This is a genomic window from Streptomyces sp. R302, from assembly GCF_012927245.1.
Classification (GTDB): Bacteria; Actinomycetota; Actinomycetes; order Streptomycetales; family Streptomycetaceae; genus Streptomyces.
Genome location: NZ_JABBGE010000003.1, coordinates 324,305 through 351,067, shown reverse-complemented (window position 1 = coordinate 351,067; position 26,763 = coordinate 324,305). Strand labels below are relative to the sequence as shown.

General features: G+C 72.0%; 19 protein-coding genes. 13 read left to right on the top strand and 6 right to left on the bottom strand.

The genetic code is table 11. From position 1 onward, the window contains the following. Window positions 1-567: 567 nt before the first annotated feature. Window positions 568-1,464: a C40 family peptidase gene (locus HHL19_RS11180; protein ID WP_169088231.1), complete on the top strand. Its 897-nt coding sequence runs from the start codon at window positions 568-570 to the stop codon at window positions 1,462-1,464. A 72-nt stretch (window positions 1,465-1,536) separates the two neighbouring features. On the opposite strand, the gene HHL19_RS11175 is transcribed toward HHL19_RS11180, so the two are convergent. Both HHL19_RS11175 and HHL19_RS11170 read right to left on the bottom strand, forming a co-directional pair. Beyond that, complete coding sequence (locus HHL19_RS11175; protein WP_169088230.1) at window positions 1,537-2,823, bottom strand: geranylgeranyl reductase family protein; 1,287 nt, start codon at window positions 2,821-2,823, stop codon at window positions 1,537-1,539. A 660-nt stretch (window positions 2,824-3,483) separates the two neighbouring features. Next, window positions 3,484-4,179: a demethylmenaquinone methyltransferase gene (locus HHL19_RS11170; RefSeq protein ID WP_169088228.1), complete on the bottom strand. Its 696-nt coding sequence runs from the start codon at window positions 4,177-4,179 to the stop codon at window positions 3,484-3,486. A 116-nt stretch (window positions 4,180-4,295) separates the two neighbouring features. On the opposite strand from HHL19_RS11170, the gene HHL19_RS11165 reads away from it, so the two are divergent. Then, window positions 4,296-4,850, top strand: coding sequence for a SigE family RNA polymerase sigma factor (locus HHL19_RS11165; RefSeq protein WP_169088226.1), 555 nt, complete (start codon window positions 4,296-4,298; stop codon window positions 4,848-4,850). A gap of 35 nt (window positions 4,851-4,885) precedes the next feature. Next, entirely contained in the window at window positions 4,886-5,707 is an 822-nt protein-coding gene (locus HHL19_RS11160; RefSeq protein WP_169088224.1) for a hypothetical protein, read from the top strand. Window positions 5,708-5,711: 4 nt separating this feature from the next. Here the strand turns inward: HHL19_RS11160 and HHL19_RS11155 are convergent, their stop codons facing one another. The 3 genes from HHL19_RS11155 to HHL19_RS11145 all read right to left on the bottom strand — a co-directional run bounded on the left by HHL19_RS11155 (window position 5,712) and on the right by HHL19_RS11145 (window position 8,601). Then, window positions 5,712-6,311 carry a hypothetical protein gene (locus tag HHL19_RS11155; RefSeq protein ID WP_169088222.1) on the bottom strand — a complete coding sequence of 200 codons (600 nt, stop codon included), beginning with the start codon at window positions 6,309-6,311 and terminating at the stop codon, window positions 5,712-5,714. An 8-nt stretch (window positions 6,312-6,319) separates the two neighbouring features. Beyond that, the gene (gene mqnC / locus HHL19_RS11150; RefSeq protein ID WP_169088220.1) at window positions 6,320-7,519 is read right to left on the bottom strand and encodes a cyclic dehypoxanthinyl futalosine synthase; all 1,200 of its coding nucleotides are present in this window, start codon (window positions 7,517-7,519) and stop codon (window positions 6,320-6,322) included. Between the two features lie 209 nt (window positions 7,520-7,728). Continuing rightward, window positions 7,729-8,601, bottom strand: a complete 873-nt coding sequence (locus HHL19_RS11145) for a menaquinone biosynthesis protein (protein ID WP_169088218.1) — start codon at window positions 8,599-8,601, stop codon at window positions 7,729-7,731. A gap of 281 nt (window positions 8,602-8,882) precedes the next feature. On the opposite strand from HHL19_RS11145, the gene HHL19_RS11140 reads away from it, so the two are divergent. Continuing rightward, entirely contained in the window at window positions 8,883-9,086 is a 204-nt protein-coding gene (locus HHL19_RS11140) for a cold-shock protein (protein WP_043227793.1), read from the top strand. A 107-nt stretch (window positions 9,087-9,193) separates the two neighbouring features. On the opposite strand, the gene HHL19_RS11135 is transcribed toward HHL19_RS11140, so the two are convergent. Then, window positions 9,194-10,114: a M23 family metallopeptidase gene (locus HHL19_RS11135; RefSeq protein WP_169088216.1), complete on the bottom strand. Its 921-nt coding sequence runs from the start codon at window positions 10,112-10,114 to the stop codon at window positions 9,194-9,196. Window positions 10,115-10,242: 128 nt separating this feature from the next. Here HHL19_RS11135 and HHL19_RS11130 point away from each other — a divergent pair, with 128 nt between their 5' ends. The 9 genes from HHL19_RS11130 (at window position 10,243) to HHL19_RS11090 (ending at window position 26,760) form a co-directional block, all read left to right on the top strand. Next, window positions 10,243-10,653 carry a DUF1992 domain-containing protein gene (locus HHL19_RS11130; protein ID WP_169088215.1) on the top strand — a complete coding sequence of 137 codons (411 nt, stop codon included), beginning with the start codon at window positions 10,243-10,245 and terminating at the stop codon, window positions 10,651-10,653. Further along, window positions 10,653-11,177: a DUF664 domain-containing protein gene (locus HHL19_RS11125; protein ID WP_169088213.1), complete on the top strand. Its 525-nt coding sequence runs from the start codon at window positions 10,653-10,655 to the stop codon at window positions 11,175-11,177. The genes HHL19_RS11130 and HHL19_RS11125 overlap by 1 nt, the downstream gene beginning before the upstream one ends. A 108-nt stretch (window positions 11,178-11,285) precedes the next feature. After that, the gene (locus tag HHL19_RS11120; RefSeq protein ID WP_169088211.1) at window positions 11,286-13,496 is read left to right on the top strand and encodes a VCBS repeat-containing protein; all 2,211 of its coding nucleotides are present in this window, start codon (window positions 11,286-11,288) and stop codon (window positions 13,494-13,496) included. A gap of 92 nt (window positions 13,497-13,588) precedes the next feature. Beyond that, window positions 13,589-15,385, top strand: a complete 1,797-nt coding sequence (locus HHL19_RS11115) for a VCBS repeat-containing protein (protein ID WP_169088209.1) — start codon at window positions 13,589-13,591, stop codon at window positions 15,383-15,385. Between the two features lie 88 nt (window positions 15,386-15,473). After that, window positions 15,474-17,687 (top strand): VCBS repeat-containing protein, encoded by a 2,214-nt coding sequence (locus HHL19_RS11110; RefSeq protein ID WP_206324741.1) that lies wholly within the window; start codon window positions 15,474-15,476, stop codon window positions 17,685-17,687. 137 nt (window positions 17,688-17,824) lie between these two features. Next, the gene (locus tag HHL19_RS11105; RefSeq protein ID WP_169088205.1) at window positions 17,825-19,987 is read left to right on the top strand and encodes a VCBS repeat-containing protein; all 2,163 of its coding nucleotides are present in this window, start codon (window positions 17,825-17,827) and stop codon (window positions 19,985-19,987) included. Between the two features lie 42 nt (window positions 19,988-20,029). Continuing rightward, a complete protein-coding gene (locus tag HHL19_RS11100; RefSeq protein WP_169088203.1) occupies window positions 20,030-22,141 on the top strand; it encodes a hypothetical protein in 2,112 nt (703 codons plus the stop codon). A 152-nt stretch (window positions 22,142-22,293) separates the two neighbouring features. Next, entirely contained in the window at window positions 22,294-24,468 is a 2,175-nt protein-coding gene (locus HHL19_RS11095; protein ID WP_169088201.1) for a VCBS repeat-containing protein, read from the top strand. A gap of 45 nt (window positions 24,469-24,513) precedes the next feature. Further along, window positions 24,514-26,760, top strand: a complete 2,247-nt coding sequence (locus HHL19_RS11090; RefSeq protein WP_169088199.1) for a VCBS repeat-containing protein — start codon at window positions 24,514-24,516, stop codon at window positions 26,758-26,760. Window positions 26,761-26,763 lie beyond the last annotated feature (3 nt).

The window sequence follows — 26,763 nt, the reverse complement described above, 5'->3', positions numbered from 1 at the left end:
CTTAAGCCCGCCCCTCTGTGATCTGCGACACGGGGGTCCCTAACGGATTTGTGATCTCTACCACCTGACGAAGGATCATGAAGTCGGATGAGCAGTGATCTTGTCGCGTGAAGCGCCCAGGTGATCACCAGGTGTGACATTCGGACCGGAAATCGCTGGTCGGAGGGGTGGCGCCCTATCAAGAGATGGGCTGTACAAGCAAATTGGCTGTGGACGCATCCGGGTGATAGAGGCAGCCGCGTCGCCCGTCCGAGGGGCCGGCGGGAGCGAAGTGGACGCCCCGACTCCGTGTGCACGCGTTCACGAGACGGAGATGTGACCTGCGTCACGCAATGGGGATCCGAAAAGAACAGGGCTTGGCCATCGGCGTGAAGAGGTGGTAAGCGAAGGGCAATTCGGGCATCTCATTGAAAACCCATGATCAAGGGCACAATGAGCCACGCCCGATTTGCCCGTTACGGCGTCAATAAGGGCGACGAGGAAGCGGATTGGAAGGTTCCGGTCGTAACTGTGGCGCAACCCACGTTTCTTGAAGGGAACCGTGAAGCCCTGATAGCGGTTGTACCCATGTCCCAGACCGCTCACATACCCAGCCACCGGAAGCCCCGCCGCAGCGCCTCGAAGCTCGCGCTCCGCGCCGGAGTTGCCGGTGGCGTCCTCAGCACCATCGCGGTGGCCGGTGCTGCCGGACCGGCGAATGCCGAGCCGGTGACCGAGACCATCGAGATGCCCACGCTGGGCTCGCTCGGCACCGACCTCGCCAGCGCCGTGGCCGCCTCCGCCGAAGCCTCCGAGCAGGAGGCCCTCGACCAGAGCCTGGCGGCCCAGGAGGCCGCCGCCCTGGAGCAGGCCGCCAAGGAGGCCAAGAAGGCCAAGGCCGAGGCCGAGCGCAAGGCCGAGGCCGAGCGCGCCGAGAAGGCCCGCAAGGAGGCCGAGGCGAAGGCCGAGGCCGAGCGCGCCGCCGCCGAGGCCCGCGCTGAGGCCCGCGCCCGCGCCTCCCGCGACGCCGCCCGCACCCAGCTGGCCGCCACGTCGGCGTCGGCCTCCTCCTCGGACTCGGACTCCTCGTCGTCGGGCTCGTCCGCCTCCGAGTCGACCCAGGTCGCCTCCGGCTCCGCCGCCGCCATCGTCGCCTTCGCCAAGGCGCAGGTCGGCGACGCGTACGTCTCCGGCGGCACCGGCCCCAACTCCTGGGACTGCTCCGGCCTCGTCCAGGCCGCCTACCGCCAGGCCGGCATCGACCTGCCCCGCATCTCGTACTCCCAGTCGAGCATGGGCACGTCCGTCTCCCTGAGCAACCTCCAGCCGGGCGACATCCTGTACTGGGGCAGCCGCAGCGGCTCGTACCACGTCGCCATCTACGTCGGCGGCGGCAAGTACGTCGGCGCGCAGAACCCGTCCACGGGCGTCGTCGAGCGCTCCCTGGACTGGGACCGGCCGTCGGGCGCCGTCCGCATCCTCTGATCCCCGCGATCGCAGCCGTACGAAAGGGCCGTCACTCCTCGGGGGAGCGACGGCCCTTCGGCGTTCCGGGGCTCAGGCCTTCGGGGCGACCTTCGACAGGCCGTTGATGATGCGGTCCATCGCGTCCCCGCCCGTCGGGTCGGTCAGGTTCGCCAGCATCTTGAGCGTGAACTTCATCAGGACCGGGTGGGTGAGGCCGCGCTGGGTCGCGATCTTCATGACCTTCGGGTTGCCGATGAGCTTCACGAAGGCGCGGCCCAGGGTGTAGTAGCCGCCGTAGGTGTCCTTGAGGATCTTCGGGTAGTTGTGCAGGGCCAGTTCGCGCTGGGCGGGGGTGGCGCGGGCGTGGGCCTGGACGATGACGTCGGCGGCGATCTGGCCGGACTCCATCGCGTAGGCGATGCCCTCGCCGTTGAACGGGTTGACGAGGCCGCCCGCGTCGCCGACGAGCAGCAGGCCCTTCGTGTAGTGCGGCTGGCGGTTGAAGGCCATCGGGAGGGCCGCGCCGCGGATCGGCGTCGTCATGTTCTCCGGGGTGAAGCCCCAGTCCTCCGGCATCGAGGCGCACCAGGCCTTCAGTACCTCGCGCCAGTCCAGCTCGCGGAAGGCGGAGGAGGAGTTGAGGATGCCGAGGCCGACGTTGGACGTGCCGTCGCCCATGCCGAAGATCCAGCCGTAGCCCGGGAGGAGACGGTCCTCGGCGCCGCGCTTGTCCCACAGCTCCAGCCACGACTCCAGGTAGTCGTCGTCGTGCCGGGGGGTCGTGAAGTACGTGCGGACGGCGACGCCCATCGGGCGGTCCTCGCGGCGGTGCAGGCCCATCGCGAGGGAGAGGCGCGTCGAGTTGCCGTCGGCGGCGACGACCAGCGGGGCGCGGAAGGTGACCTCGGTCTTCTCCTCGCCCAGCTTGGCGTGGACGCCGGTGATGCGGCCGGTGCGCTCGTCGACGACCGGCGCACCGACGTTGCAGCGCTCGTACAGCCGCGCGCCGGCCTTCTGCGCCTGCCGCGCCAGCATCTCGTCGAAGTCGTCGCGCTTGCGGACCAGTCCGTAGTCCGGGTACGAGGCGAGGTCGGGCCAGTCGAGCTGGAGCCGCACGCCGCCGCCGATGATCCGCAGGCCCTTGTTCCGCAGCCAGCCGGCCTCTTCGGAGATGTCGATGCCCATGGCGACGAGCTGCTTGGTGGCGCGCGGGGTGAGGCCGTCGCCGCAGACCTTCTCGCGCGGGAACGCCGTCTTCTCCAGGAGCAGCACGTCAAGCCCGGCCTTCGCCAGGTAGTACGCGGTGGTGGAGCCGGCCGGGCCCGCCCCGACGACGATCACGTCTGCGCTGTGCTCGGAGAGGGGGGTCTCGGTCACGGCGAATCTCCCGAAAGGTCGGCGAAGAGGTCGTACCGAAGTCTAGGACGGCCGGTACGAGCCGCACCGGAGGGGCGGGTCCCCGACCCGGCGGACCGCTCCGGCCGCTTCGGGTGCCAGGGCCGCGGACGGCGAGACGTACGGGGTGGAGCCGCCCGGGGCCGACCGCAGGGCTCGTACCCGCCGACGTCCCCATGCCGGGAGCGCCCGGCGTCCCTGCAGGGCGGTGCCCACCCTCGGGCCCGGCGTCCCTGTGGGCATACGTCCCGCTAGGGCGGGACGGGTGGGCACAGGGACGGCGCCCCCTGCCGCGCCTCGGCTTTCCGGGCCTGGACCCCGCACCACGATGTACGGCTCCGTACCGGTGCGGGTTCAGGCGCAGAAGCGGAAGCACCCGCTAACGGTGCCGTTCCGTTGTGCCCACCCGTTCCGCCCTAGCGGAACGTATGCCCACAACGAAACTGCGGCGCGGCACCGCAACGGGAGCGACGGGTGGGCACCGCCCCAGCGGAACGGCGGCCCGGCGCCGCAACCGGAGCGAACGGGTGGGCACCGCCCCGGCGGAACGCCTGCCCGCAACGGAACGGCGGCGCGGCACCGCAGCCAGAGCGACGGGTGGGCACCGCCCCAGCGGAACGTGTGCCCACAACGGAGCGGTGGTCAGGCCGGCTTGAAGCCGCGGTGGAGGGCGACGATGCCGCCGGTGAGGTTGCGCCAGGCGACCTTGGACCAGCCGGCCTTCTGGAGGAGGGCGGCGAGGGCGGGCTGGTCGGGCCAGGACTGGATGGACTCGGCGAGGTAGACGTACGCGTCGGGGTTGGAGGAGACGGCGCGGGCCACCGGCGGCAGGGCGCGCATCAGGTACTCCTCGTACACCGTGCGGAACGGGGCCCAGGTGGGGTGGGAGAACTCGGAGATGACCACGCGGCCGCCGGGCTTCGTCACGCGGTACAGCTCGCGCAGCGCCTGCTCGGTGTCCTGGATGTTGCGGAGGCCGAAGGAGATCGTCACCGCGTCGAAGACGTCGTCCTTGAAGGGCAGCTTCGTGCCGTCGCCGGCGGTGAACGGCATCCACGGGTGGCGCTGCTTGCCGACCCGCAGCATGCCGAGCGAGAAGTCGCAGGGGACGACGTACGCGCCCGCGCGCGCGAAGGGCTGCGAGGAGGTGGCCGTGCCCGCGGCGAGGTCGAGGATCTTCTGCGCGGGGCGCGCGTCGACCGCCTTGGCGACCTCCTTGCGCCAGCGCCGGTCCTGGCCGAGCGAGAGCACGTCGTTGGTGAGGTCGTAGTTGGCCGCCACGCCGTCGAACATGGAGGCGACTTCGTGCGGCTGCTTGTCCAGGGATGCTCGGGTCACCTCCCCATTCAAGCAGCCGCCCGAATCTCTTCCGGTACCGCTTCAACCTTTCGGCGGCGCGGGTGCTCAAGGACGGTCGGACACACGCACACGGCGGTGAGGAGAGCGGGAGTGCGATGGCATTGACGACCGAGCGGGAGCCGGGGGTGGACGTGGTCGCGGACGTGGTCGCGGACGTGGGGTCGGCCGACGGGTTCGAGGCGTTCGCGCGGGCCGCGCAGCAGCGGCTGTACCGGACGGCGTATCTGCTCTGCGGGGACGCGGAGCACGCGCGGGACCTGACGCAGACGACGCTGGCGAAGCTGTACCAGCACTGGCGGCGGGCGGGGGCGGCGGAGTATCCGCACGCGTACGCCAAGACCGTGCTGACCCGGACGTTCCTGGCGGAGCGGCGCCGGCGGCTGCGGGATCTGCTGGCGCTCGGCCGGGCCGGGGGGACCGCGCCGGAGGCCGTGGCCGACCATCCCGAGCTGCGGGTGACGCTGCTCGCCGCGCTCGCCGAACTGCCGCCGAGGGCCCGGGCCATGGTGGTGCTGCGGTACTGGGACGACCAGAGCGTGGCCTCCGTCGCCGCGCTGCTGCGGTGCAGCGAGGCCACCGTGAAGAGCCAGTGCTCGCGCTCGCTGGCCCGTCTCCGCGTCCGCCTGGCCGACGCCGGGCTCTCGCTCTGAGGAACCCGAGGAAGAAGAAGAGGAAGAGGTCTGCTGTGAAGGACGACGACACCACCACCCTCCGGGACGCCTTGGAACGTGCCGCGGAGGAGCTTCCGCCGCTGCCCGATCTCGTCCCGGTCGCCGTGCGCGAGGGGCGCAGGCGCCGGGCCAGGGCCCGGTTCGCCACCGCGGCGACCGCGTTCGGGGTGGTCACCGCGGGGGCGCTCGGGCTCACGCTGCTGCCGGGCGGCGGGCCCGCACCGGCGATGCCGGCCGCGCCGCCCTCGTCACCGGGGACGAGCGCGGGTCCGGGCGCTGGCTATCCGCCCGTGGTCGTGGAGGAGACGCCGGGCGTCACCCCTCCCGACAATCCGGACGGGCTGTCTCCCGCCGAGCGGGAGCGCCGGGCCGTCCACCAGCAGCGCGTGGCCGCGCTGCTCGACGAGCTGCTGCCCGCGAAGGTCACCGAGATCCGGCCGGTCAAGGACGAGGTGGCCGTGTACCGGATCACGGCGGACGGCAAGCCGTTCCGGATGGTCGTGTCGGTGCGGCCGACCGATGACGAGGCGCTCAAGGAGTGCCCGAACCTGCCGGAGCACAAGGTCGTCTGCGAGGCCGTCACCTTCGACGGGGACCGCGAGGCGGATCTGCTGTCGATGCCGGTGAACCAGCCGGGCACCTTCGCCTCGTACGTGAACTTCCTGTACGGCGGGAGCCGCGTCCAGCTCGGCGTCGAGCCCGACGACGTGACGTCGCCCCTCACCCCGCGCCAGCTGCTCGCCGTCGCCGAGGACCCGCGCTTCCTCGACCTGGTGGAGGCCGCGGACGCCCAGCCGATGGAGACGAAGGCGCCGCCGGCCGTCAAGGGCGGCTGACGGGTCAGCGGGCCCGGTAGGCCAGGCGGCCGTCGAGGACGGTGGCGACGCAGGTCGAGGCTCCGCGGCGGACGAGCGTCGCCGTGTCGGGGACGTCGAAGACGGCGAAGCGGGCGGGGGCGCCGGGGGTGGGGCGCGGGAGGAGGATCAGGGGGGTCGGGGAGAGGGACGGGGGGCCGGGGAGGTTCGGCGGGCGCTGTCCGATCGCGAGGCCGGCGCGGCGGACGGCGTCCTGGGCCGCCCGGGACCGCAGTTCTCCCGCCACGGCGACCGTGCCGTGGGCCAGCATCCGCTGGACGCCCCGGCGGGCGCTGGCGCCGAGGCGGGCGGGGTGGGAGCGGAGGATCTCCGCCGCCCGCTCGCCGGTGATCGGCTCGGTGCCGTACGTGTCGGCCTCGCGCGGGTCCGGGTGGTAGGTCCGCTCCAGGAGCTCGGGGGCGTACGGGTTGAGCAGGCCGGGCAGCAGGATGCCGGGCCAGCGGCGGAGGCGGGCGTCCTCGTACCGCTCGGCCAGTTCCTCGTACGGGCCGACGGCGGCGATCCGCGCGCCGTCGACGAGGACGGCGGTCTCCGGCGATCCGTCGGCGGCGTGCAGGGTGGGCACGGAGGGCCTCAGTTCGCGTCGAGGAGCTTGAGCTCGGGGTGGGCGGTGCCGCCCTCGATGGCGACGGACGAGATGTGGGAGGCGACGCGGTCGTCGACCGGGTCGTTCGCCGGGTCGTCGTGGACGGCGAGGTGCTCGTAGGTGGTGGAGCGCTGGGCGGGGACGCGGCCGGCCTTGCGGATCAGGTCGATGATCTCCAGGCGGTTGGAGCGGTGCCTGGCACCGGCGGAGGAGACGACGTTCTCCTCCAGCATGATCGAGCCGAGGTCGTCGGCGCCGTAGTGCAGGGAGAGCTGGCCGACCTCCTTGCCGGTGGTCAGCCAGGAGCCCTGGATGTGGGCGACGTTGTCGAGGAAGAGGCGGGCGATCGCGATCATCCGCAGGTACTCGAAGAGGGTGGCCTGCGTGCGGCCCTTGAGGTGGTTGTTCTCGGGCTGGTACGTGTACGGGATGAAGGCCCGGAAGCCGCCCGTCCGGTCCTGCACGTCGCGGATCATCCGCAGGTGCTCGATCCGCTCGGCGTTGGTCTCGCCGGTGCCCATGAGCATGGTGGAGGTCGACTCGACGCCCAGCTTGTGGGCGATCTCCATGATCTCCAGCCAGCGCTCGCCGGACTCCTTGAGCGGCGCGATGGCCTTGCGGGGGCGCTCGGGGAGGAGCTCCGCGCCGGCGCCGGCGAAGGAGTCGAGGCCGGCGGCGTGGATGCGGGTGATCGCCTCCTCGACGGAGACGCCGGAGATCCGCGCCATGTGCTCGACCTCGGAGGCGCCGAGGGAGTGGATGACGAGCTGCGGGAAGTCCTTCTTGATGGCCGAGAAGTGCTTCTCGTAGTACTCGACGCCGTAGTCCGGGTGGTGGCCGCCCTGGAACATGATCTGGGTGCCGCCGAGCTCGACGGTCTCCGCGCAGCGGCGCAGGATGTCGTCGAGGTCGCGGGTCCAGCCCTTCTCGGTGTCCTTGGGGGCGGCGTAGAAGGCGCAGAACCTGCACGCCGTCACGCAGACGTTGGTGTAGTTGATGTTCCGCTCGATGATGTACGTCGCGATGTGCTCGGTACCGGCGTAGCGGCGGCGGCGTACGGCGTCGGCGGCGGCGCCGAGGGCGTGGAGCGGCGCCGAGCGGTACAGGTCGAGCGCCTCCTCGGGGGTGATACGGCCGCCCTCGGCGGCACGGTCGAGAACAGACTGGAGGTCGGCCTTCTCGGTCACCGTTTCGTCCCTTTCGGAGGGTTGTTGACAGACCGACCCAGCGTACGCCAGCGGGGGTACGGGACCGGGCCGGGGTCCGCGTCGGCATGAATTTCCGGTGAACGCTCAATTGCGCGATTCCCATGGAGGGAATGGGGGTGCGCGACGCGGGTCCCGGGCGGGAAATGCGGACGTGAATTGCCCGGGTTCGCGAAGGACGGCCCGGGGGCCTATTCCGGGGGCAGCAGATCGACGGCGACGTCCGCCGGAAATCCGGTCGTCGGGCCGGTGCGGCGGGCGAACTCCCGTACTCCGGCGAGTTGCTCGGGGCCGAAGCGGAAGTCGAGCGTGCGGAAGTACCGTTCGAGCAGCTCGGCGTCGAATGCCTCCCAGCGGGCGGCCTGTTCCGCCACCTTGGTGACCTCGTCGAGGGAGAGGTCGCGGGAGGCGAGGAAGGCCCGGTGGACGTCGTGGACGGTCTCCGGCTCGCGCGCCAGGTAGTCCTTGCGGGCCGCCCAGACGGCGAAGACGAAGGGCAGCCCCGTCCACTCCTTCCACATGAGGCCGAGGTCGTGGACCTGGAGCCCCAGCCGGGGCGCGTCGTGCAGGGAGGCGCGCAGGGCGGCGTCGCCGATGAGCACCGCCGCCTCGGCCTCCTGCATCATCAGCCCCAGGTCGGGCGGGCAGGTGTAGTACGCCGGCTCGACCCCGTACCGCTCCGTGAGCAGCAGCTGGGCGAGCCGGACGGAGGTGCGGGAGGTGGAGCCGAGGGCCACGCGGGCGCCGTCCAGCTCCTCCAGGGGGCGCTGGGAGACGATCACGCAGGACATGACGGGGCCGTCGCAGCCGACCGCGATGTCGGGGAGGGCGACGAGCTCGTCGGCGTGGCGGAGGTACTCGACGAGGGTGATCGGACCGATGTCGAGGCCGCCCCGGACGAGCCGCTCGCTCAGCTTCTCCGGGGTGTCCTTGGTCAGTTCCAGATCGAGGAGCGTCCCGGTCCTGGCGAGGCCCCAGTAGAGGGGCAGGCAGTTCAGGAACTGGATGTGCCCGACCCGGGGCCGGCTGCGCGGGCGCCCGTCGTTCTCGTTCGCATTGTCCACATCGCGAGGCTAGCCCCGTCTCGACGGGTGGACGGCGCCGGGGCGCTGCGGGGCAGATCGGGTCGGCGCGTCAGCCCGTTTGGATCGGATCAAACATGAGGGTGACGTGATCTTTCCCTCTATCGCTGCGTGCACACTGCGTGCTACGCTCGACGCAAGTTGCAGTTTGGTTTCCCTTGCAGTACAGAGCCTGCGGAGCATGTGACCCGCAGGCTTTTGTAGTTTTCAGACTTGTTTGCAGGTTCTGGAGCAGGGCGACCCTTTGGCCCATAGGAGGGCTCATGGCTACCGGAACCGTCAAGTGGTTCAACGCTGAAAAGGGCTTTGGCTTCATCGCCCAGGAAGGCGGCGGCCCGGATGTCTTCGTCCACTACTCCGCGATCAACGCGAACGGCTTCCGTTCGCTTGAGGAGAACCAGCAGGTGAGCTTCGACGTCACGCAGGGCCCGAAGGGTCCGCAGGCGGAGAACGTCACCACGATCTGAACGCCGTAGTGGCGATCTCGATCTTCTAGAGCAGTACCCAAGGAGCCCCGCTCCGTGCCGCAGGTGCGGCACGAGCGGGGCTCCTGCCCGTTTCGTTCCTGAAGGTCTCAGCAGTTCGGGATGACGGTGCCGTTGTTGTCGCGGGCCTCGTCGTTGCCCCAGCGGGAGAGGTAGTACGCCGAGACGTACGCGCCGTAGCCGTTCTTGCCGGCGTAGACGGTGTCCAGGTCGGTGCGGAGCCACCAGTGGTTGTAGTTGCCGGAGGCGTCGCGGATCTCCTGGCCCCAGACCTTGCAGTAGACGTAGTTCGTGCCGGCGTTCAGGACGCCCTGGGGGTTGTTCGTGTTGGCGGCGGCGTAGCCGGTGGCGTTGGCGAAGGTGTCCACCCAGTACGTGCCGCCGCCCCCGCCCGAGCAGCCGTTGTCGCTGGTCAGGTGCTTGGAGCCGTACGAGCCCGGGTAGGGCGCGAGAGAGACGCCGTTGATCACGATGGACCGGCCGACGCCGTTGTAGAGCTGCTCGTAGTGGATGTGGGCGCCGGAGCTGTTGCCGGTGGAGCCGGTGGAGCCGATCTGCTGGCCCTGGGAGACGGCGGCGCCGTTCGCGACCGAGTAGGCGGCCAGGTGGAAGTAGTACGTCTTCCAGCCGCCGCCGTGGTCGACGACGATGTAGTTCCCGGCGCCGGAGGGCTGCGCGTAGCGGTAGGCGGTGCCGGAGGCCGAGGCCAGGACGGGGGCGCCGGCGGTGGCGCCGCCGTCGGAGCGCACGAAGTCCAGGGCCTGGCGGACCTCGGCCGAGTGGTGGCTGTACGTCCATTTCTGGCCACAGGGGAACGGGGCCTTGAAGAGCGGCGCGGCGTGCGCGGTGCCCGCCGTGCCGAGGACGGTGAGCAGCCCGGCGAGGAGCGCGAGCAGGGCCCCTACGGCGGGGATCCGGGCGGTGGCGCGGGCGGGGATCCGGGCCGGGAGCCGGGCCGGGAGCCGGGCCGGGAGCCGGGTGGTGGTCTTCGTCGTACGCAGGTGTCGCATGCGTCCTCCGGGACGTGAGGGGGCAAGGGTTTACGCGCGTTGACCGACCACAGAGTGCCGGAAGACCGGCGGACCCAGTAGACGGCGTTCACCACATGCGACCCGGCCCCGATACGTACGCTGGACACATGACCGAACGGAAACCGCCCGGTGTCAGTTTCGAGTCCTTCGTCGACAAGCAGATCCGGGAGGCGGCGGAGCGCGGCGAGTTCCGCCGCCTCTCCGGCTTCGGCAAGCCCCTCCCCGACGACGCCGCGCCCTACGACGAGCTGTGGTGGGTCAAGCAGAAGATGCACCGCGAGGGCATGGCGGTGCTGCCGCCCGCCCTCCGGCTGCGCAAGGAGGCCGAGGACGCGGCCGAGGCGGTCGCGGCGGCCGTCTCGGAGAGCCAGGTCCGCCGGATCCTCGGCGAGATCAACACCAAGATCGCGGAAGCCCTGCGCCGCCCGCCGGCCGGACCGCCGCTCCGCCTGACGCCCTTCGACGTCGAGGCGGAGCTGGCCCGGTGGCGGGAGGCGCGCGACCCCAAGGGGGCGTGATGAACAGTGCCGGTCTGCTGCTCGACTCCTTCGGCAGGATCCGGGAGGCCGTCCACGAGGCCGTGAAGGGCCTCGGCGAGGACGACCTCGCCGCCCGGATCGACCCGGACGCCAACTCGATCGCCTGGCTCGTCTGGCACCTCACCCGCATCCAGGACGACCACCTGGCGGGCGCCTTCGGGACGGAGCAGCTGTGGCGCTCCGACGGCTGGCGGGACCGCTTCGGCCTGCCGTTCCCGCCGTCCGCGACCGGTTACGGCCATACGTCCGCGCAGGTCGGAGCCGTACGGGCACCGGCGGCGCTGCTGCTCGGCTACCACGACGCCGTCCACGACCGGACGGCCTCGCTGCTGGCCCCGGTCACGAACGCGGACCTGGACCGGGTCGTCGACACCTCCTGGGACCCGCCGGTGACCCTCGGCGTCCGGCTCGTCTCGGTGATCGCGGAGGACCTCCAGCACGCGGGGCAGGCGGGGTACGTGCGGGGGGTGGTGGAGCGGCGGGTGGTGGAGCGGCGGGCGTAAGGCCCGTGTGAAGATCGCGGCCGGATCCGTACAACCCTTTGCGTTCACCGGGAGTCCACCCCACGTCTCGCACCTCTGTGCGAGTAACGGTTCGCTCCTGGAGGACCCTTGCTTTTCGCCCGTACCCGGCGCCGGCACCTCGCCGCGTCCGTCGCCGCCGTCCTCGCCGTCACGCTCGGCGCGGGCGCCCTGACCGCCCCGTCGGCCGTCGCGGCGGACGGCCCCTCCGCGGCGGCCGCCGCGGAGGGAAGCATCGCCACGATGTACCCGCACACCGAGCCCTTCGCCGGGGGTAGCACGGGCTTCTTCTCGTACTTCTCGCACAACCCCGACGCCATGTTCTGGACGAGCTACGCGACCGGCAGGACGGAGTCCCTCGGCACCCCCCACGGCGTCGGCGGTGACCTGTACATCTCGTCGACCACCGGCGGCAAGGTGAGGAACATGGCCACCGGCGCCACGCTCGAGGTCCCCTCCTCGGCCTACAAGATCGGGATCGCCGGGGGCTACGTCTTCACGACCGACCGCGAGGAGGACACGCTGACCATGTACGGCCCCGACGGGGAGCCCCGCCCGGTGAGCGGCTTCCCGTCCGGAGGGACGGAGATCGCCGTCCGTCCGGGCACCGACAAGGAAGCCGTCCTCGGCTTCATCGGCGCCGACAAGAAGCAGTACCATGCCTTGGTGGACCTGGCCTCGGCCACGATCACGGAGACGTTCGCGACGCCCGGCGCGGAGACGTTCCGGGACATGCCCACCCTCCCCACGGACATCAGCGTGAACGCGCGGTGGGTCACCTGGTCCGAGCGGAACGACACGACCAAGGTGGGCACGGCGGTCGTCCGGGACCGCACCACCGGCGAACTGCGCAGGATCGAGCTCGGCACGTACGCGTGGGGGCCCAGGCTGCTCGGCGACTGGCTGGTCCACGTCGGGCGGTACACCACCGGCTCCACGACGCGGAGCACGCTGCTCGCCACGCACCTCACCACCGGAGCCACGACCGGCCCGCTGCTCGACCGCATCTCCGGCGCCCCCGTCCCGGACGGCACGGACGCCCTGCTCGCCGGCGGCGGCAACCTGGGCAGCGGCTTCGGCGCTGCCCGCATCACGCTCGGCGAGGACGGCCGTCCGGCCGCGACCCTCATCGGCTCGTACACGACGGTCGAGACCGCGGAGATGAGCCCGGCCACCGTGCCCACGGGCACGGTCGACCTCGACACGGTCCGGGCCCCGGAGTTCACCTTCAACCTCAACCACACCAGCACGAAGTACACGCTCGTCCTGAAGCACACCCGGACCGGGATGACCTACACCCGGTCCGAGGGCGCCTTCGACGTGTACGACAGGTGGTGGCAGGACTACTCCGCAGGCTTCCCCTACGGCAGTCCGTGGTACGCCACCCTGGACGCCCCCCATGCCGACGGCTCGGCCGGACGGATCGCGGCGTACAACGGCGACTACACCTGGGAGATGACCGCCGAGTCCCTGGCCGGGCTGGGTCCCGCCCTGAAGAGGTCCGGCTCGTTCCGCGTCACGCGCTCCGCGAAGCCGCACGACTTCGACGACAACGGCTCACCCGACCTGCTCGCCCGCGACGCCTCCGGCGTCCTCCGGTCGGACAGCGGTTACGGCTCGCTGGGCGCCCCGGAGGTCCGGATCGGCGGCGGCTGGCAGGTCTACGACCGGATCGAGGCCACCGGCGACCTGGCGGGGTCCAGCCACGCCGACCTCGTCGCCCGCGACCGGAACGGCGTCCTCTACCTCTACCGGGGCAACGGCCGTGGCGGGTTCGAGGCCCGGACCCAGGTGGGTGGCGGCTGGCAGGTGTACGACACGCTCTCCGGCGGCTCCGACTACACGGGCGACGGCCGTGCCGACCTGATCGCCGCCGACAGGACCGGCGTCCTGTGGCTCTACAGGTCCACCGGCAACGCCACCCGGCCCTTCGCCACCCGCGTGAGGATCGGTTCCGGCTGGGGCGTCTACGACCAGCTCGTCGGCACGGGCAACATCGCGGGCGCCGCACCCGGCGACCTCCTCGCCCGCGACAAGGACGGCGTCCTGTGGATGTACCTCGGCAAGGGCGACGGCACCTTCACCGGACGCACCCGCATCGGCGGCGGCTTCGGCCGCTACTCCGAGCTGATCGGCGCCGGCGACTACGACGGCGACAAGAAGAACGACCTGCTCGCCGTCGAACCGGCCACCAGGACCACCTATGTCTTCACGGGCACGGGGAAGCGGTACACCCCGCTCAAGCTGACCCGCGCGGCGACCACCCTCTTCAAGGGCGCGGAGTCCGACCTGAACGGCTGACCTTCCGGTCCCCGTACAACCCTTCGCCTCTCTGACGGGTCCGACCGGACACGGCACGTCCGTGTCCGGTCTTTCCTTCTCGGGGGGCTCCCTTGCAGTACCGCAGCACCGCCACCGACCGCCCCGCCCGTCTCGCCGCCGCCGTCGCCGCCGTACTGGCGCTGACCGTCGGGGCCGGCGCGCTCGCCGTGCCGACGGCCTCGGCCGCGACCACGACGGCCGGGTCGGCCGAGGTGGGGCCCGTCCGCTCGCTCACCCCCGGCACCACCTTGCGCGGCGCGGGGACGCAGGGCTTCTTCGTCCGCGTCGGGCCCTACGACGACTTCGAGACCCTCCGCTGGATCCCGTACGCGGGCGGCAGCCACCGCGACTTCACCTACTGGCCCTACGGCGGGAACACCGAGACCTCCGGCGACGCGCTGATCCACTCGACGGACGGGTACAACGGGTCGGTCCGGAACATGGCGACGGGGGAATCCTTCGACTCGGAGCAGCTGCCCGGCAGCCTGGACGCCCTGTTCTCGGGCAGCGCCGGTTCCGCCATCGCCCTGCGGGACGCGCGGGACCGGGTGTGGCTCGACACGAAGGACGCCGCTCCCCGCCAGATCACGGGGCTGCCCGAGGGAGACCGTTACGGCGTGGTCCGCCCGGCCACCTCCGCGCACGGACTGCTCACCTACTGGAACGACGCCGGGAAGGCAGGGGTCGGGCTCGTCGATCTGGCCACCGCGACCGTCACGGAGACGTACCCGGACGTGGCGGCCGTCTCGGCGGCCCGGGTCGCCTGGACCGAGCCGGCCACCGCCACCACCCCGCGCCGCGTCGTGGTCCGTGACCGCGCCACCAAGGCGGACACCTTCGTCCCCGTGGCCTCCACGGCCGCCTCCCTCCCGCTCGGCCTGCTCGGCGACTGGGTCCTGTACGGGACCTCGGCCCGGCACCTGAAGACGGGCGAGACGATCACCCTCTTCCAGCGCGCGGACACCGTGCTCACCGCTCCCGACGGCACGGCGGTCGTCGTCCAGGGCAGCCGGGCCGGAACGACCGGTGTCCACCGCGTCACGCTCGACCGGCTCGGCAGGCCCGTCGTGGCGCTCCTGGCGCGGAGCGCCTCCGCCGCCGCGTTCGTCCACGACGTCGACGCCGACGGCTACCCGGACCTGCTCGGCCGGGACGCCTCGGGGACCCTGTGGCGGGACAGCGCCGGGGACGGGCGGGGCCGGAAGGCCGTCAGCGGCGGCTGGGGGGCCTACAACAAGATCGAGGCCGTCGGCGACCCCATCGGGGCCGGTCTCTTCGCGGACGTCGTCACGCGGGACGCGGCCGGCGTCCTCTGGCTGCACAAGGCCGACGGCAAGGGCGGATTCCACCCCCGCACGAAGGTCGGAGGCGGCTGGCAGACGTACACCAAGCTCGCCGGCGGCAAGGACCTGAACGAGGACAACGGCGACGACCTCGTCGCCGTCGACACGGCCGGCCGGCTCTTCTTCTACGGCAGCAGCGGGCTGGTGGACGCCCCCTACAAGCCCCGCAAGCAGATCGGCACCGGCTGGGGCATCTACAACCAGCTCACCGCCGTCGGGAACGTCGGCGGCGCCTCCGGCGCCGACCTCGTCGCCCGCGACGCCTCGGGCATGCTGTGGCTCTACCTCGGCAAGGGCGACGGCACCTTCACCGCCCGCAAGCCCATCGGCGGGGGCTGGCAGGTCTACGGCCAGATCACCGGCGCGGGGGACGTCGACCACGACGGCAGGAACGACCTCCTCGCCCACGACCCCGTCACCAAGCGGGTCTACCTGTATTCCGGCACCGGCGACTGGCGGCGGCCCTTCCGCACGCGCGTCCTCACGGACGTCCATGCCGGGGCCGCCTACAACCACCTGGCATGACCCGTACAACCCCTTGATCTCCTCGCGAGTCTGACCGGGCACGGCACTGCCGTACGTGCCGTGCCCGGTCTTCCTCGTGGGGGTTTCCTTGCAGCACCACACCACCAGCACCCGCCTCGCCACCGCCGTCGCGGCGGTCCTCGCCGTCACGGCCCTCGGTGCCGGCACGCTCGCCACCGCGCCGGCCGCCTTAGCGGCGACGGCGGGTCCCGTCGCCGAGGCGCCCGCGGAGGCCTCGGAGCTTCCCGGCTACGCGGAGGCGGCCGAGATGGGCGGCGTCGCGCCTTCCGGGTTCCTCACCTACTCGTTCGAGGACGACGGCAGCCGCCAGCTGCGGTGGACGCCGTTCGACGGCGGCGCCCCGACCCCGCTCGGCGAGCCCGAGGGCTGGAGCATCGGCGGCGGTGACGTGGTCGTCCTCGGCAACGCGGGCTGGACCGCCGAGTTCACCGCGGTCACCCTGCGGAACATGGCCGACCCGTCGTCCCCGGCCGTGGAGATCGACCTCGGCCCGCTGAACGGCCGCTACGTGTCCGTCCTGAGCCCGACCAGCGTCCTCGCGCAGCTCACGAAGGCCGACGGCACGACCGAACTGCACGTCGTGACCAGGGAAGGCGCTGGAACGGCCAGCCGCAAGGTCACGGGCCTGCCGGCGGACGCCGCCGACTTCCTCGCCTCCGGGGTCCAGGGCGGCAAGGTGCTCGTCGGCTACGCGACGGGCCCGCAGGACGCGCGGACCGGCGGGCGGGCCTTCGTCGACGTGGCGGCCGGGACGGCGTCGGAGACGTACGCCTCCGACGAGTCCGGCTACGACTTCAGCACGCTGCAGTTCTCCGACTCGCACGTGGCCTGGGTCGACTACAACAGCGCCGACGGCCTGTACGTCACCTCCGTCGACCGCGCGACGAAGACGCGACAGAAGACCGTCCTGGGCGCCCGCGACAGCGAGGCGTACGCCGGTCTCCTCGGCGAGTGGCTCGTCCACGGCAAGCCGTGGACCACCGCGCAGGCCGTCAACCTGAAGACCGGCGAGACCCGGGTCGTCGCCGACCGCGCGACCTCCGCGGCGCCCGCCGGCGACGGCACCCTGGTGATGCGGGGCGAGAGGGCCGCCGACGGAAAGGGCCTGTTCCGGATCGCGGCCGCGCAGGACGGCACCCCGACCGTCACCAAGGTGGCGAGCGAGGTCGCCGGCGAGCCGGTGGCGATCCTCGGGTCCCAGGTGCCCGCCACGGTGGACCTCGACGCGAGCGGCGGCCGGGTGGCCCTGGGCTGGACGCTGTCCCGCGCCGACGCCTACCTGAAGGTCACGCTCACCCACAACGCCACGGGCAAGTGGTACCAGCAGTACGTGCACTCCCCGACCGGTGACGAGAAGTTCTCCTTCACCTGGGACGGCGTCCTCGAAGGCGTGGACGCGCCGAACGGCGCCTACACCGTCCTCGCCGAGGCCGAGCCGAACGACGGGGCCGGCGGCGGCGACCAGGTCACCCGGCAGCTGACCCTCACCCGCACGGCCAACCCGCACGACTTCACCGACAACGGCTCCACCGACGTCCTCGCCCGGGACGCCGCCGGTGTGCTGTGGCGGAACGACCTGCGGGACCGGCCGGTGAACGACCGGATCGAAAACGCCCAGCGGACCCGGATCGGCTCCGGCTGGAACACGTACAAGCAGATCGAGGCCGTCGGGAACATCGCCGGAGCCGCCCACGGCGACCTGGTGGGCGTCGACGGGTCCGGCGTCCTGTGGCACTACCTCGGCAAGGGCGACGGCACCTTCACCGCCCGCCGCCAGGTCGGCGGCGGCTGGCAGGCCTACGACAAGATCACCGGCGGCTCGGACCTCAACGGCGACGGACGCTCCGACCTCCTCGCCACCGACACCTCCGGCGTCCTGTGGTTCTACAAGGGCACGGGCGACAGCGCCCGCCCCTTCGCCACCCGTGTGCGGGTCGGCGGCGGCTGGGGCGTCTACAACCAGCTCACCGCCGTCGGCAACATCGCCGGCGCCGCGGCCGGCGACCTGGTCGCCCGTGACAAGGACGGCGTCCTCTGGCTCTACCTCGGCAAGGGCGACGGCACCTTCGCCGGCCGCATCCAGGTCGGCGGCGGCTGGGGCGCCTTCTCCCAGCTCGTCGGCGCCGGCGACGTCGACGCCGACGGACGGCCGGACCTGATCGCGTACGGGGCGGGCGGCACGTACGTCTACAAGTCGAACGGCTCTGCCACCCGACCCTTCACCCGTCTGAACACCGACCTCTACGCGGGCGAGGGCACCAAGTTCACCAGCGTGTCCTGACGCCGCCCGGTCGACGGGACCGAAGCCGAACGAAGCCCGCCTCCTGATTCCGTACAACCGTATGTACGGATCACGAGTCTGCATAGGCGGTACGCATGTGTTCGCGTACCGCCCATGTCTCGTTCCAGGGGGACGTCTTGACTTCCGCTCGCACCGTCAGAAACCGTCTCGTCGCCTCCGTCGCGACCGTCCTCGCCGCGACCCTCGGGGCCGGGCTGCTCGCCGTCGCGCCGGCCGGGGCCGCCGGCGGCATCGAGATCGAGCCGGACGCCGCGGTGGTGGCCGCCGGTTCGACCGGATTCCTCGTCTCGATGAACCGCTACCGCGGGGACGAGCAGTTCTGGATCCGGTACGACACCGGCGCGCGCACCCCGATCGACGAGGCCACGTACTTCCACGTGCGCGAGAACAGCGTCGTCGGGGACCACGTCCTGCTGTCCACGTCGAGCGAGGCCACCGTGCGCGACATGGGCACGGGCGCCACCGTCCTGCGCGCGCCCCTGGAGCGCGGCGAGCGCCCCGCCGGACTCGCGGGCGGTGCGATGTTCCTCCAGTCCTGGAGTCCGACCAACACGCTGCGGATGTACGACGCCGAGCACGGCAGCCGCTTGGTCACCGGTGTGCCGGACGACTACCGTTTCGTGTCGGTGAGGCAGGGCACCGCCACCCACGCGCTGCTGCAGTACCGGGACTCCGACGACGTCGAGCACCGGGGCACGATCGACCTCGCCACGGGCACCGTCGCGGAGGACTACGCGGCGCCGCTCGCCCCCGAGTGGGAATTCGAGGCGGCGCTCTCCGACACCCGGATCGCGTGGAAGGAGTACGACCCCGCGAGCAAGAAGTGGTCCGTGGTGGTGCACACCCGCGGCACCTCCGAGAAGCAGGTCTTCGAGGCGGGCACGCACCCGCACGTCGCCTTCCTCGGCGACCGGCTCGTCCACGCCGACTGGGACGCCACCCAGGCGCTCAGCCCGTCGCCGCTGAACGCGCTGAACATCGTGGACCTGAAGACCGGGGCCACGACCCGGCTGCTCGACCACGTGCGGGCCGTCGCCGCCGCTCCCGACGGCACTCTGCTGGTCACCGGCGGAAAGATCGGCACGGGCGACGGCGTCTTCCGCGTCTCGGCGGACGGGGACTCCGCGCCCACGGCCCGCTTCCTCGTGGACAGCGGCCGCCCCGCCGAGCTGGCGGAGGTCAGCGACCCCGAACTGCCCTCCGGGACCATCGACTTCGACAAGCAGTACCACGTGCCCTTCACCCAGTACTTCAACCACAAGGGCGTGAAGTACCGCTTCACCATCCGGCACGGGCGGACCGGCAGGACGTTCACCTACGTGGAGAACGGTTACGTCGGCGCCGGTGACGACGGCCGGTACCCCGACGGCATCCCGATGGGCTGGGGCTGGGGGGGCTCTATCTCGGGGCCCGGGGGGTACATGGACGCCTTCAACGGCGCGTACACCTGGGAGTCCGTCGCCGAGTCGGGCGCCGGCCTCGGTACGACGCCGATCAAGCGCTCGGGTTCCTTCACCATCACCCGCACGCAGAAGCCCCACGACTTCGACGACAACGGCTCGCCCGACGTCCTCGCCCGGGACGCCTCCGGCATCCTGCGGACCCACGACTCAGGGGCCGTCGGCGGCGGCTGGCAGATCTACGACCGGATCGAGGCCACCGGCGACATCGCCGGGACCGGCTTCGCCGACATCGTCGCCCGGGACAGGACGGGCGTGCTCTGGCTCTACCAGGGCAACGGCCGCAACGGCTTCCTCGGCCGGGTGAAGGTCGGCGGCGGCTGGCAGACGTACGAGCACCTCACCGGCGGCTCCGACTTCACCGGCGACGGCCGCCCCGACCTGGTCGCCGCCGACAAGACCGGCGCCCTGTACCTGTACAGGGCCACCGGCGACGTCAACGCCCCGTTCGCCACCCGCAAGAAGATCGGCACCGGCTGGGGCATCTACAACCAGCTCACCGCCACCGGCAACATCGCGGGCGCCGCACCCGGCGACCTCCTCGCCCGCGACAAGGACGGCGTCCTGTGGATGTACCTCGGCAAGGGCGACGGCACCTTCACCGGACGCACCAGGATCGGCGGCGGCTTCGGCCGCTACTCCGAGCTGATCGGCGCCGGCGACTACGACCGCGACAAGAAGAACGACCTCCTCGCCGTCGACCCCGCCACCAAAACCACGTACGTCTTCCGGGGCACGGGCCAGCGGTACACCCCGTTCAACCTGACCCGGTCGAACACGCTGCTCTTCAAGGGCGGGTCGTACAACCTCTTCTCCTGAGCCGCAGCCCACCCGGTTCAAGACCTTCCTCTAGGAGATCCCTTGCTTCCCTCACACGTCGTCTCCGGACGCCGGCTCGCCGCCGCCGTCCTCACCCTGGCCACGGTCTCGGCGGTGACCGGCGCTCTGCCGGCCGCCCCGGCGGCCGCGGCCGCCCCCGTGGCCGGACTCCGGGCCGCCGCACAGGACGTGGCGCCCTTCCCGAAGGGCGCCACGCTGCTCGACGGCGGAAGGACCGGCTTCCTCGCGTGGTCGGGGACGGCCGCGGCGCCGTACTTCTGGACGGCGTACGACGGGACCGTCACCCCGCTGCCCGGCACCCGCTACCTCGGCGCCGCGGGGACCGACACGATCGTGGAGGACAAGGGCGACGGCACGTACGTCCTGCGCGACATGGGGTCGGACGCCGCGCCGGTCGTCATCACGACGCCCGGCACGCTCCTGAGCGTCGTGGACGCGACGCTCGTCGTGCGGGACGCGCAGGGGATCCACTTGGTGAGCAAGGCCGGGGGCGAGGTCGTCCGCCGCACGGTGACCGGGCTTCCGTCGGGCTCCCAGCGCGTGCGCAGCACCGCGCCGGGGGCGCTGACCGTGTCGTCGTCCCAGACCTCGGCGGAGTTCCTCTCGCTGGTGGACGTCTCCACGGCCTCGGTGGTCAGGACCGTCGAGGCCCGCAACCACGTCCTCGGCTTCGAGTCCGTCGCCGGGTCGAAGACCCACATGACCTGGTACGACTACACGCCCGCCGACGACGGCGGATCGTTCCACCTGCTCGACGCCAGGACCGGCGAGGTCGAGGTCCTGACCTCGTTCGGCTCGTTCGAGCCGACGGCCCTCTCGGAGAAGTGGCTGGCGGGCGGGGGCTCCGGGCTCGTCCTGCGCTCGCTCGCCGACGGCCGGGAGGTGACCGCCCTCGACCGCGTCCGAGGCGTGCGGCCCGGAGCGGACGGCGCGTTCCTCGTGGACGGCACCCTCGACCGCGTGGAGGGGGTCTACCGGGTCACCGTCGGCGCGGACGGCAAGCCCGCCACGGAGCTGGTGGCGAGCAGCGGGCGTCTCCCGGACCTCGCCATGACCATGGAGGAGGTGCCGTCGGTCGTCGACTTCGCCACCCCGGAGAGCCGGGCGCACTTCGCCTGGGACTTCAACCACCGCGTGGAGCCCACGCTCACCCTCACCCACAAGGCCACCGGCCGGCAGCACGTCCTCAGGGCCGGCTACCAGAGCCCGCCGCCCACCTACCACTTCACGTGGCACGCCGACGGCGAGTGGAGGGGCACCGCCCCCTACAGCGGCGAGTACACGTGGAAGATGACCGCCGAGGAGACGGAGAACGTCGGTCCGGCCGTCGAGCGGACCGGCACCCTCACCGTCAAGCGGCCCGCGGTGGCCCGCGACCACGACGAGAACGGCTTCCCCGACCTCCTCGTCCGCGACAGCACCGGGCGGTTGTCCGCGTACGAGACCAAGCAGGTGCGCGAGGCGGGCACGGGCCCGCTGACCCCGACCGTCCTGCACACCGGCTGGAACACGTACTCGCTCATCGCCTCGCCCTCCGACCGCACGATCGTGGGCCGCGACCGGGACGGCGTCCTGTGGATGCACAAGGGCGAGGGCCAGAAGCTGCTTCCGCGCACGAGGGTCGGCGGCGGCTGGCAGGTCTACAACAAGATCACCGGCGGGTCGGACCTGAACGGCGACGGACGGGGCGACCTGCTCGCCACCGACACCTCCGGCGCCCTGTGGTTCTACGCCTCCACCGGCGACACCGCCCGGCCCTTCAAGCCGCGCGTGAAGGTCGGCGGCGGCTGGCAGATCTACAACCTCCTCGCCGCCCCCGGCGACATCGCCGGAGCCACCGGCGGCGACCTCCTCGCCCGCGACAAGGACGGCGTCCTCTGGCTCTACCTCGGCAAGGGCGACGGCACGTTCACCGCCCGCCGCAAGGTCGGCGGCGGCTGGCAGCAGTTCACCCACCTCGCGCCCTTCGGCGACGGGAACGCGCAGGGGAGCGAGGACGGCCGGGTGGACCTGTACGCCATCGGGCCGGGCGGCTCCCGGTTCTACCCGACGACGGGCTCGGTGGACCGCCCCTACGGGAGCCCGACCTCCCTCGGCCCCCGGTCCGACACCACGTTCAAGACCGTTTTCTGAGGCTTGAGTTCCGGAGTCCGTTTTCGGGGTCCCGTCATCTGACAGATTCGGAACCGGGTGTGCAGAAGGCGTACAACCCTTCGATCCTCTCGTGAGTCATGCGGGCGTGGCGTGTCGCGCCACGCCCGCACTCCTGGGAAGGAACGTTCCCTTTGTCCCGCCTGATCACCACCGCGCTCGCCGTCGCCCTCGCCGCGGGCACGGCCACCCCCGCCCTGGCGGCCCCCGCGCTGGCGGCCCCCGCCGCCGTCGCCGAGGCGGCCGACGATCAGCTCCTGCCCCTGCCTGCCGGGCAGATCGTCGGGGCGGGCGCCACGGGCTACCTGGTCCACGACTCCGGCGCGAGCACGTACAACTGGGTGCGGTTCGACACCGGGGCCGTCACCGAGCTGCCGTACGCCCGCATTCCGTACGTGCACGGCTCGGACAGCGTCGTGCAGTCGACCCACTACGGCCCGACGACGGTCCGGGACATGACGACGGGCGCGGTCGTCCTGACCGTCGACAACAGCCGCCTGTACGACGCCAACGTCCTGGGCTCGGTGGGCTCCACCCTGCTCGCCGTCTTCCCGGACCAGGCGACGGGCAGCGGGAGGCTGGCCCTCTACCGCCCCGGCGCAGACGCCACCGCCGCCGTCGGCTCGTGGGCGACCGGGCTGCCCGCCGACGCGACCGCGATCTGGACGGGGGCCCTGAAGGGCTCCTCCGTCGGCCTCTCCTACACGTCCGGCGGCAAGGGGTACCTGGCCTCGCTCGACCTCGCCTCGGGCGTGGTGAGCGGCGAGAAGGAGTCGCCGCTCCCCGACGGGGTCACGGCCTCCGACGACTCTCCGACCCTGCGAGCCTGGCTGAAGCAGGACCCCTCCGCCGAGTACGGCCTGACCCTGCAGGACCCGAAGACCACGGCCACCCGCTCCCACAACCTGGGTCACGCCTACCGCCCCTCGGTGCACGTCGTCGGCGGCTGGGCGCTGTACGCCGACGCCCTGCGGTCGTTCGTCCGGCCGTCCTCGCTCCAGGCGCTCCGGGCCCGCTCCTTCTCCGGGACCGAGGTCAAGGTGCTCGACACCTTCGCGGCCGGGGTGCGGGAGCCGGACGGCACGCTCCTCGTACAGGGCGGGACGCTGGCTCAGGGCGAGGGGCTGTTCCGGATCCGGGCCGGAGCGGACGGCAAGCCCGTCGCGACCATGATCGCGACGAACAAGGTGCCGGTGAAGCTCGTCCTGGAACGGGCGGCGATCCCCTCCGTCGTCGATCTCGACAAGAACGGCGGCACGGCGAACCTGGACTGGATCCTCTCCCGGGTCAACGTCGAGGCCGAGATCGTCCTGCGCCACCGGCGCACGGGCAGGACGTTCACCACGACGGTCCTCCCGCCGTACAACGCGTACGTCGACAACCACACCGCCCGCCTCCGCTGGGACGGCTCGTACGGCCTTGAGCGCGCCCTCAACGGCGCGTACGACTGGCAGTTCACCGCCACCCCGCTGGACGGCCTCGGCCCCGACGTCAGCTCCTCCGGCTCCTTCACGGTGACCCGCAAGGTCAACCCGCGCGACCTGAACGACAACGGCTCGCCCGACCTGCTGGTGCGGAACCGCGCGGGCACGCTCACCCGCCTGGACACCTACCACGCCCCGGCCGACCGGCGGTTCTTCGGCCACGTCGGCTCGGCCGTCGGCGGCGGCTGGCAGGTCTACGACCGCATCGAGACGACCGGCAACCTCGCCGGAACGGCCGTCGGCGACCTCGTCGCCCGCGACCGCGACGGCGTCCTCTGGCTGTACCAGGGCAACAACCGGGGCGGCTTCCTCGGCCGGGTCCGGGTCGGCGGCGGCTGGCAGGTGTACGACAAGCTCACCGGCGGCTCCGACCTGACCGGCGACGGACGCAACGACCTCCTCGCCGCCGACAAGTCCGGCGTCCTGTGGCTCTACCCCGGCACCGGCAGCACCACCCGTCCCTTCACCACCCGCAAGCGGATCGGCGGCGGCTGGCAGACGTACGACCGGCTCGCCGCCACCGGCAACCTCGCGGGCGCCGCCGCCGGCGACCTGGTCGCCCGCGACAGGGACGGCGTCCTCTGGCTGTACCTCGGCAAGGGCGACGGCACCTTCGCCCCGCGCACGAGGATCGGCGGCGGCTGGAACGCGTACACCGACATCACGGGCGCTGCGGACATGAACAACGACGGTCGCAACGACCTCGTCGCCATGGACCGCTTCGGCGAGCCCTTCGTCTACCAGGGCACGGGCAGCTGGAAGGCCCCCTTCCAGCGGGCCTACCGGGTCTCCGGCAGCCAGCACGAGCACGACCTCATGTCCTGACCCCGGCTTCCTCCCTCCCCCCCCCACTCCTGAGAGGCACGACTCTTGACCCACCCCAGATCCACCGCACACCGCCGTCTCGGCGCGGTCGTCGCCGTCGTCCTGATGGCCACCGCCGGCCCCGCCGTCCTCCCGGCCGGTGCCGCCACCGGGACCGGCGCGCTGCCCGTCGCCGCGCCCGCGGCGACGTCGGACGTGACGGCTCCGCTCTTCAAGCCCGGTGACACCGTCTGGGGGCTGGGGCGGACCGGGTTCCTGACCTGGGACGCGGCCGATCCGAACGTCAAGCGCTGGACCCGGCTGTCCGACGGGGCGGTGACGACCTTCCCGTACGACAGCGACGCCTTCGGCTCCCACGACTCGGACGTGGTGGTGCTCCGGGGATACAGCAAGACCACGCTGCGGTCCATGGAGACCGGCGCCGACCTGCTCTCCGTGCCGATGCGCCCGAACCAGTACGCGGGGGCCGTCGGCTCCACCCTCTTCACCTCCACGACCGACTCTGGCGAAGGCCCCCTCGAACTCCACTCCCCCGGCACGAACGGTCCGGTGCGCCGGACGGCGAGCGGGCTGCACCTCGGCGCGGCCGGGCAGCACGTCGTGGCGGCGGCCGGCAACGAGGCCCTGGTGCGGTACACGACCGGCTCGGGGGCGGACCTCGTCCGCCACCTGGCGGTCCTGGACATCCCCTCGGCCACCGTCGTCTCCACCCACCGGACCGGCACCCCCGGCCAGTACACCGACTTCGCCCTCTCCGCCGGGTACGTCGCCTGGACCGAGGCCGAGGGCACGGCGGCCACCGTCGTCGTCCTCGACCGCGCCACGCAGAAGGTCCAGCGCTTCAAGGTGCCCGAGGCGCCCCGGCTCTCCATCGGCCTCGTCGGGAAGTGGATCACGTACTCCCGCCCCGGCGGCCTCCAGGAGTACGGCAACGAGACGGCCAACGCGCTGACCGCCCGCAGCCTCACCTCCACCGCCACCCGCAAGCTCCTCGACCACACGGTGTCCGGCATCGACGCCCCGGGCGACGCCCACGGCTTCCTCGGCGGCACCGTCGCCGGCGGCGAGGGCCTCTACCGGATAGCCCCCGGCACGGACGGCGTCCCGGTCGCCTCCCTGGTCGCCTCGACGGGCGCCCCGACGCAGGTCGCCCTGCTCCGGCACAACATCCCCACGACCCTGGACCTCGACCGCACCGGCGGCGGGTTCTCCATGGCCTGGGACCTCAGCCGGAACAACGTCGACATGACGGTCACCCTCCGCAACACCCGCACGGGCGAGTCGATCACGGAGTACGTCGGCGTGTCGACGCGGGGCGAGGACTGGCCGCCGATGCGGTTCGACTGGGACGGAAACCTCGACTGGCACGGAGACCCCGGCTTCCGCACCGCCGCCTCGGCCGGCCCGTACACCTGGCAGATCACCGCGACCCCGCGCAACGGCATCGGGCCCGCTCTGAAGGAGTCCGGCTCCTTCACCGTCACCCGCAAGACCGGCGCGCACGACTACGACAGCGACGGCTCGCCGGACATCCTGGCCCGGGACACCGCGGGCCGGCTGTGGATCCAGGATGTCCACCACGACCCCGGCTGGACGGGGACCGCCCAGAACCCGGATTCCCTCGTCGGCGGCGGATGGCAGGTGTACGACCGGATCGAGGCCACCGGCAACATCGCCGGGGCCGCCGCCCCCGACGTCGTCGCCCGCGACCGCGACGGCGCCCTCTGGCTGTACCTCAGCAAGGGCGACGGCACCTTCACGGCCCGCCGCAAGATCGGTGGCGGCTGGAACACGTACGTGCACCTGACCGGCGGCAGCGACCTCACCGGCGACGGCCGCCCCGACCTGGTCGCCACCGACCGGTCCGGCCGCCTCTGGCTCTACCGGAGCACGGGCTCCGTGTCCGCGCCCTTCGCCACCCGCCGGCTGATCGGGTCCGGCGGCTGGCAGACCTACGACCGCCTCGCCGCCACCGGCAACATCGCCGGAGCGGCCGCCGGAGACCTGGTCGCCCGCGACCGTGACGGCGTCCTCTGGCTGTACCTCGGCAAGGGCGACGGCACCTTCGCCCCGCGCACGAAGATCGGCGGCGGCTGGCAGCGCTACGACGACCTGATCGGCTCCGGCGACGTCGACCGGGACGGCAGGCCCGACCTGTACGTCGCCGACGTCGAGTACGGCAACCCGTCGCCCGGCTTCTACCGGGGCACGGGCGCGTGGCGTACGCCGTTCCGCCCCGTGGAACGACTGAACACCGTCCATATCGGGCGGACGTTCAACCTCTTCGCCTGACCC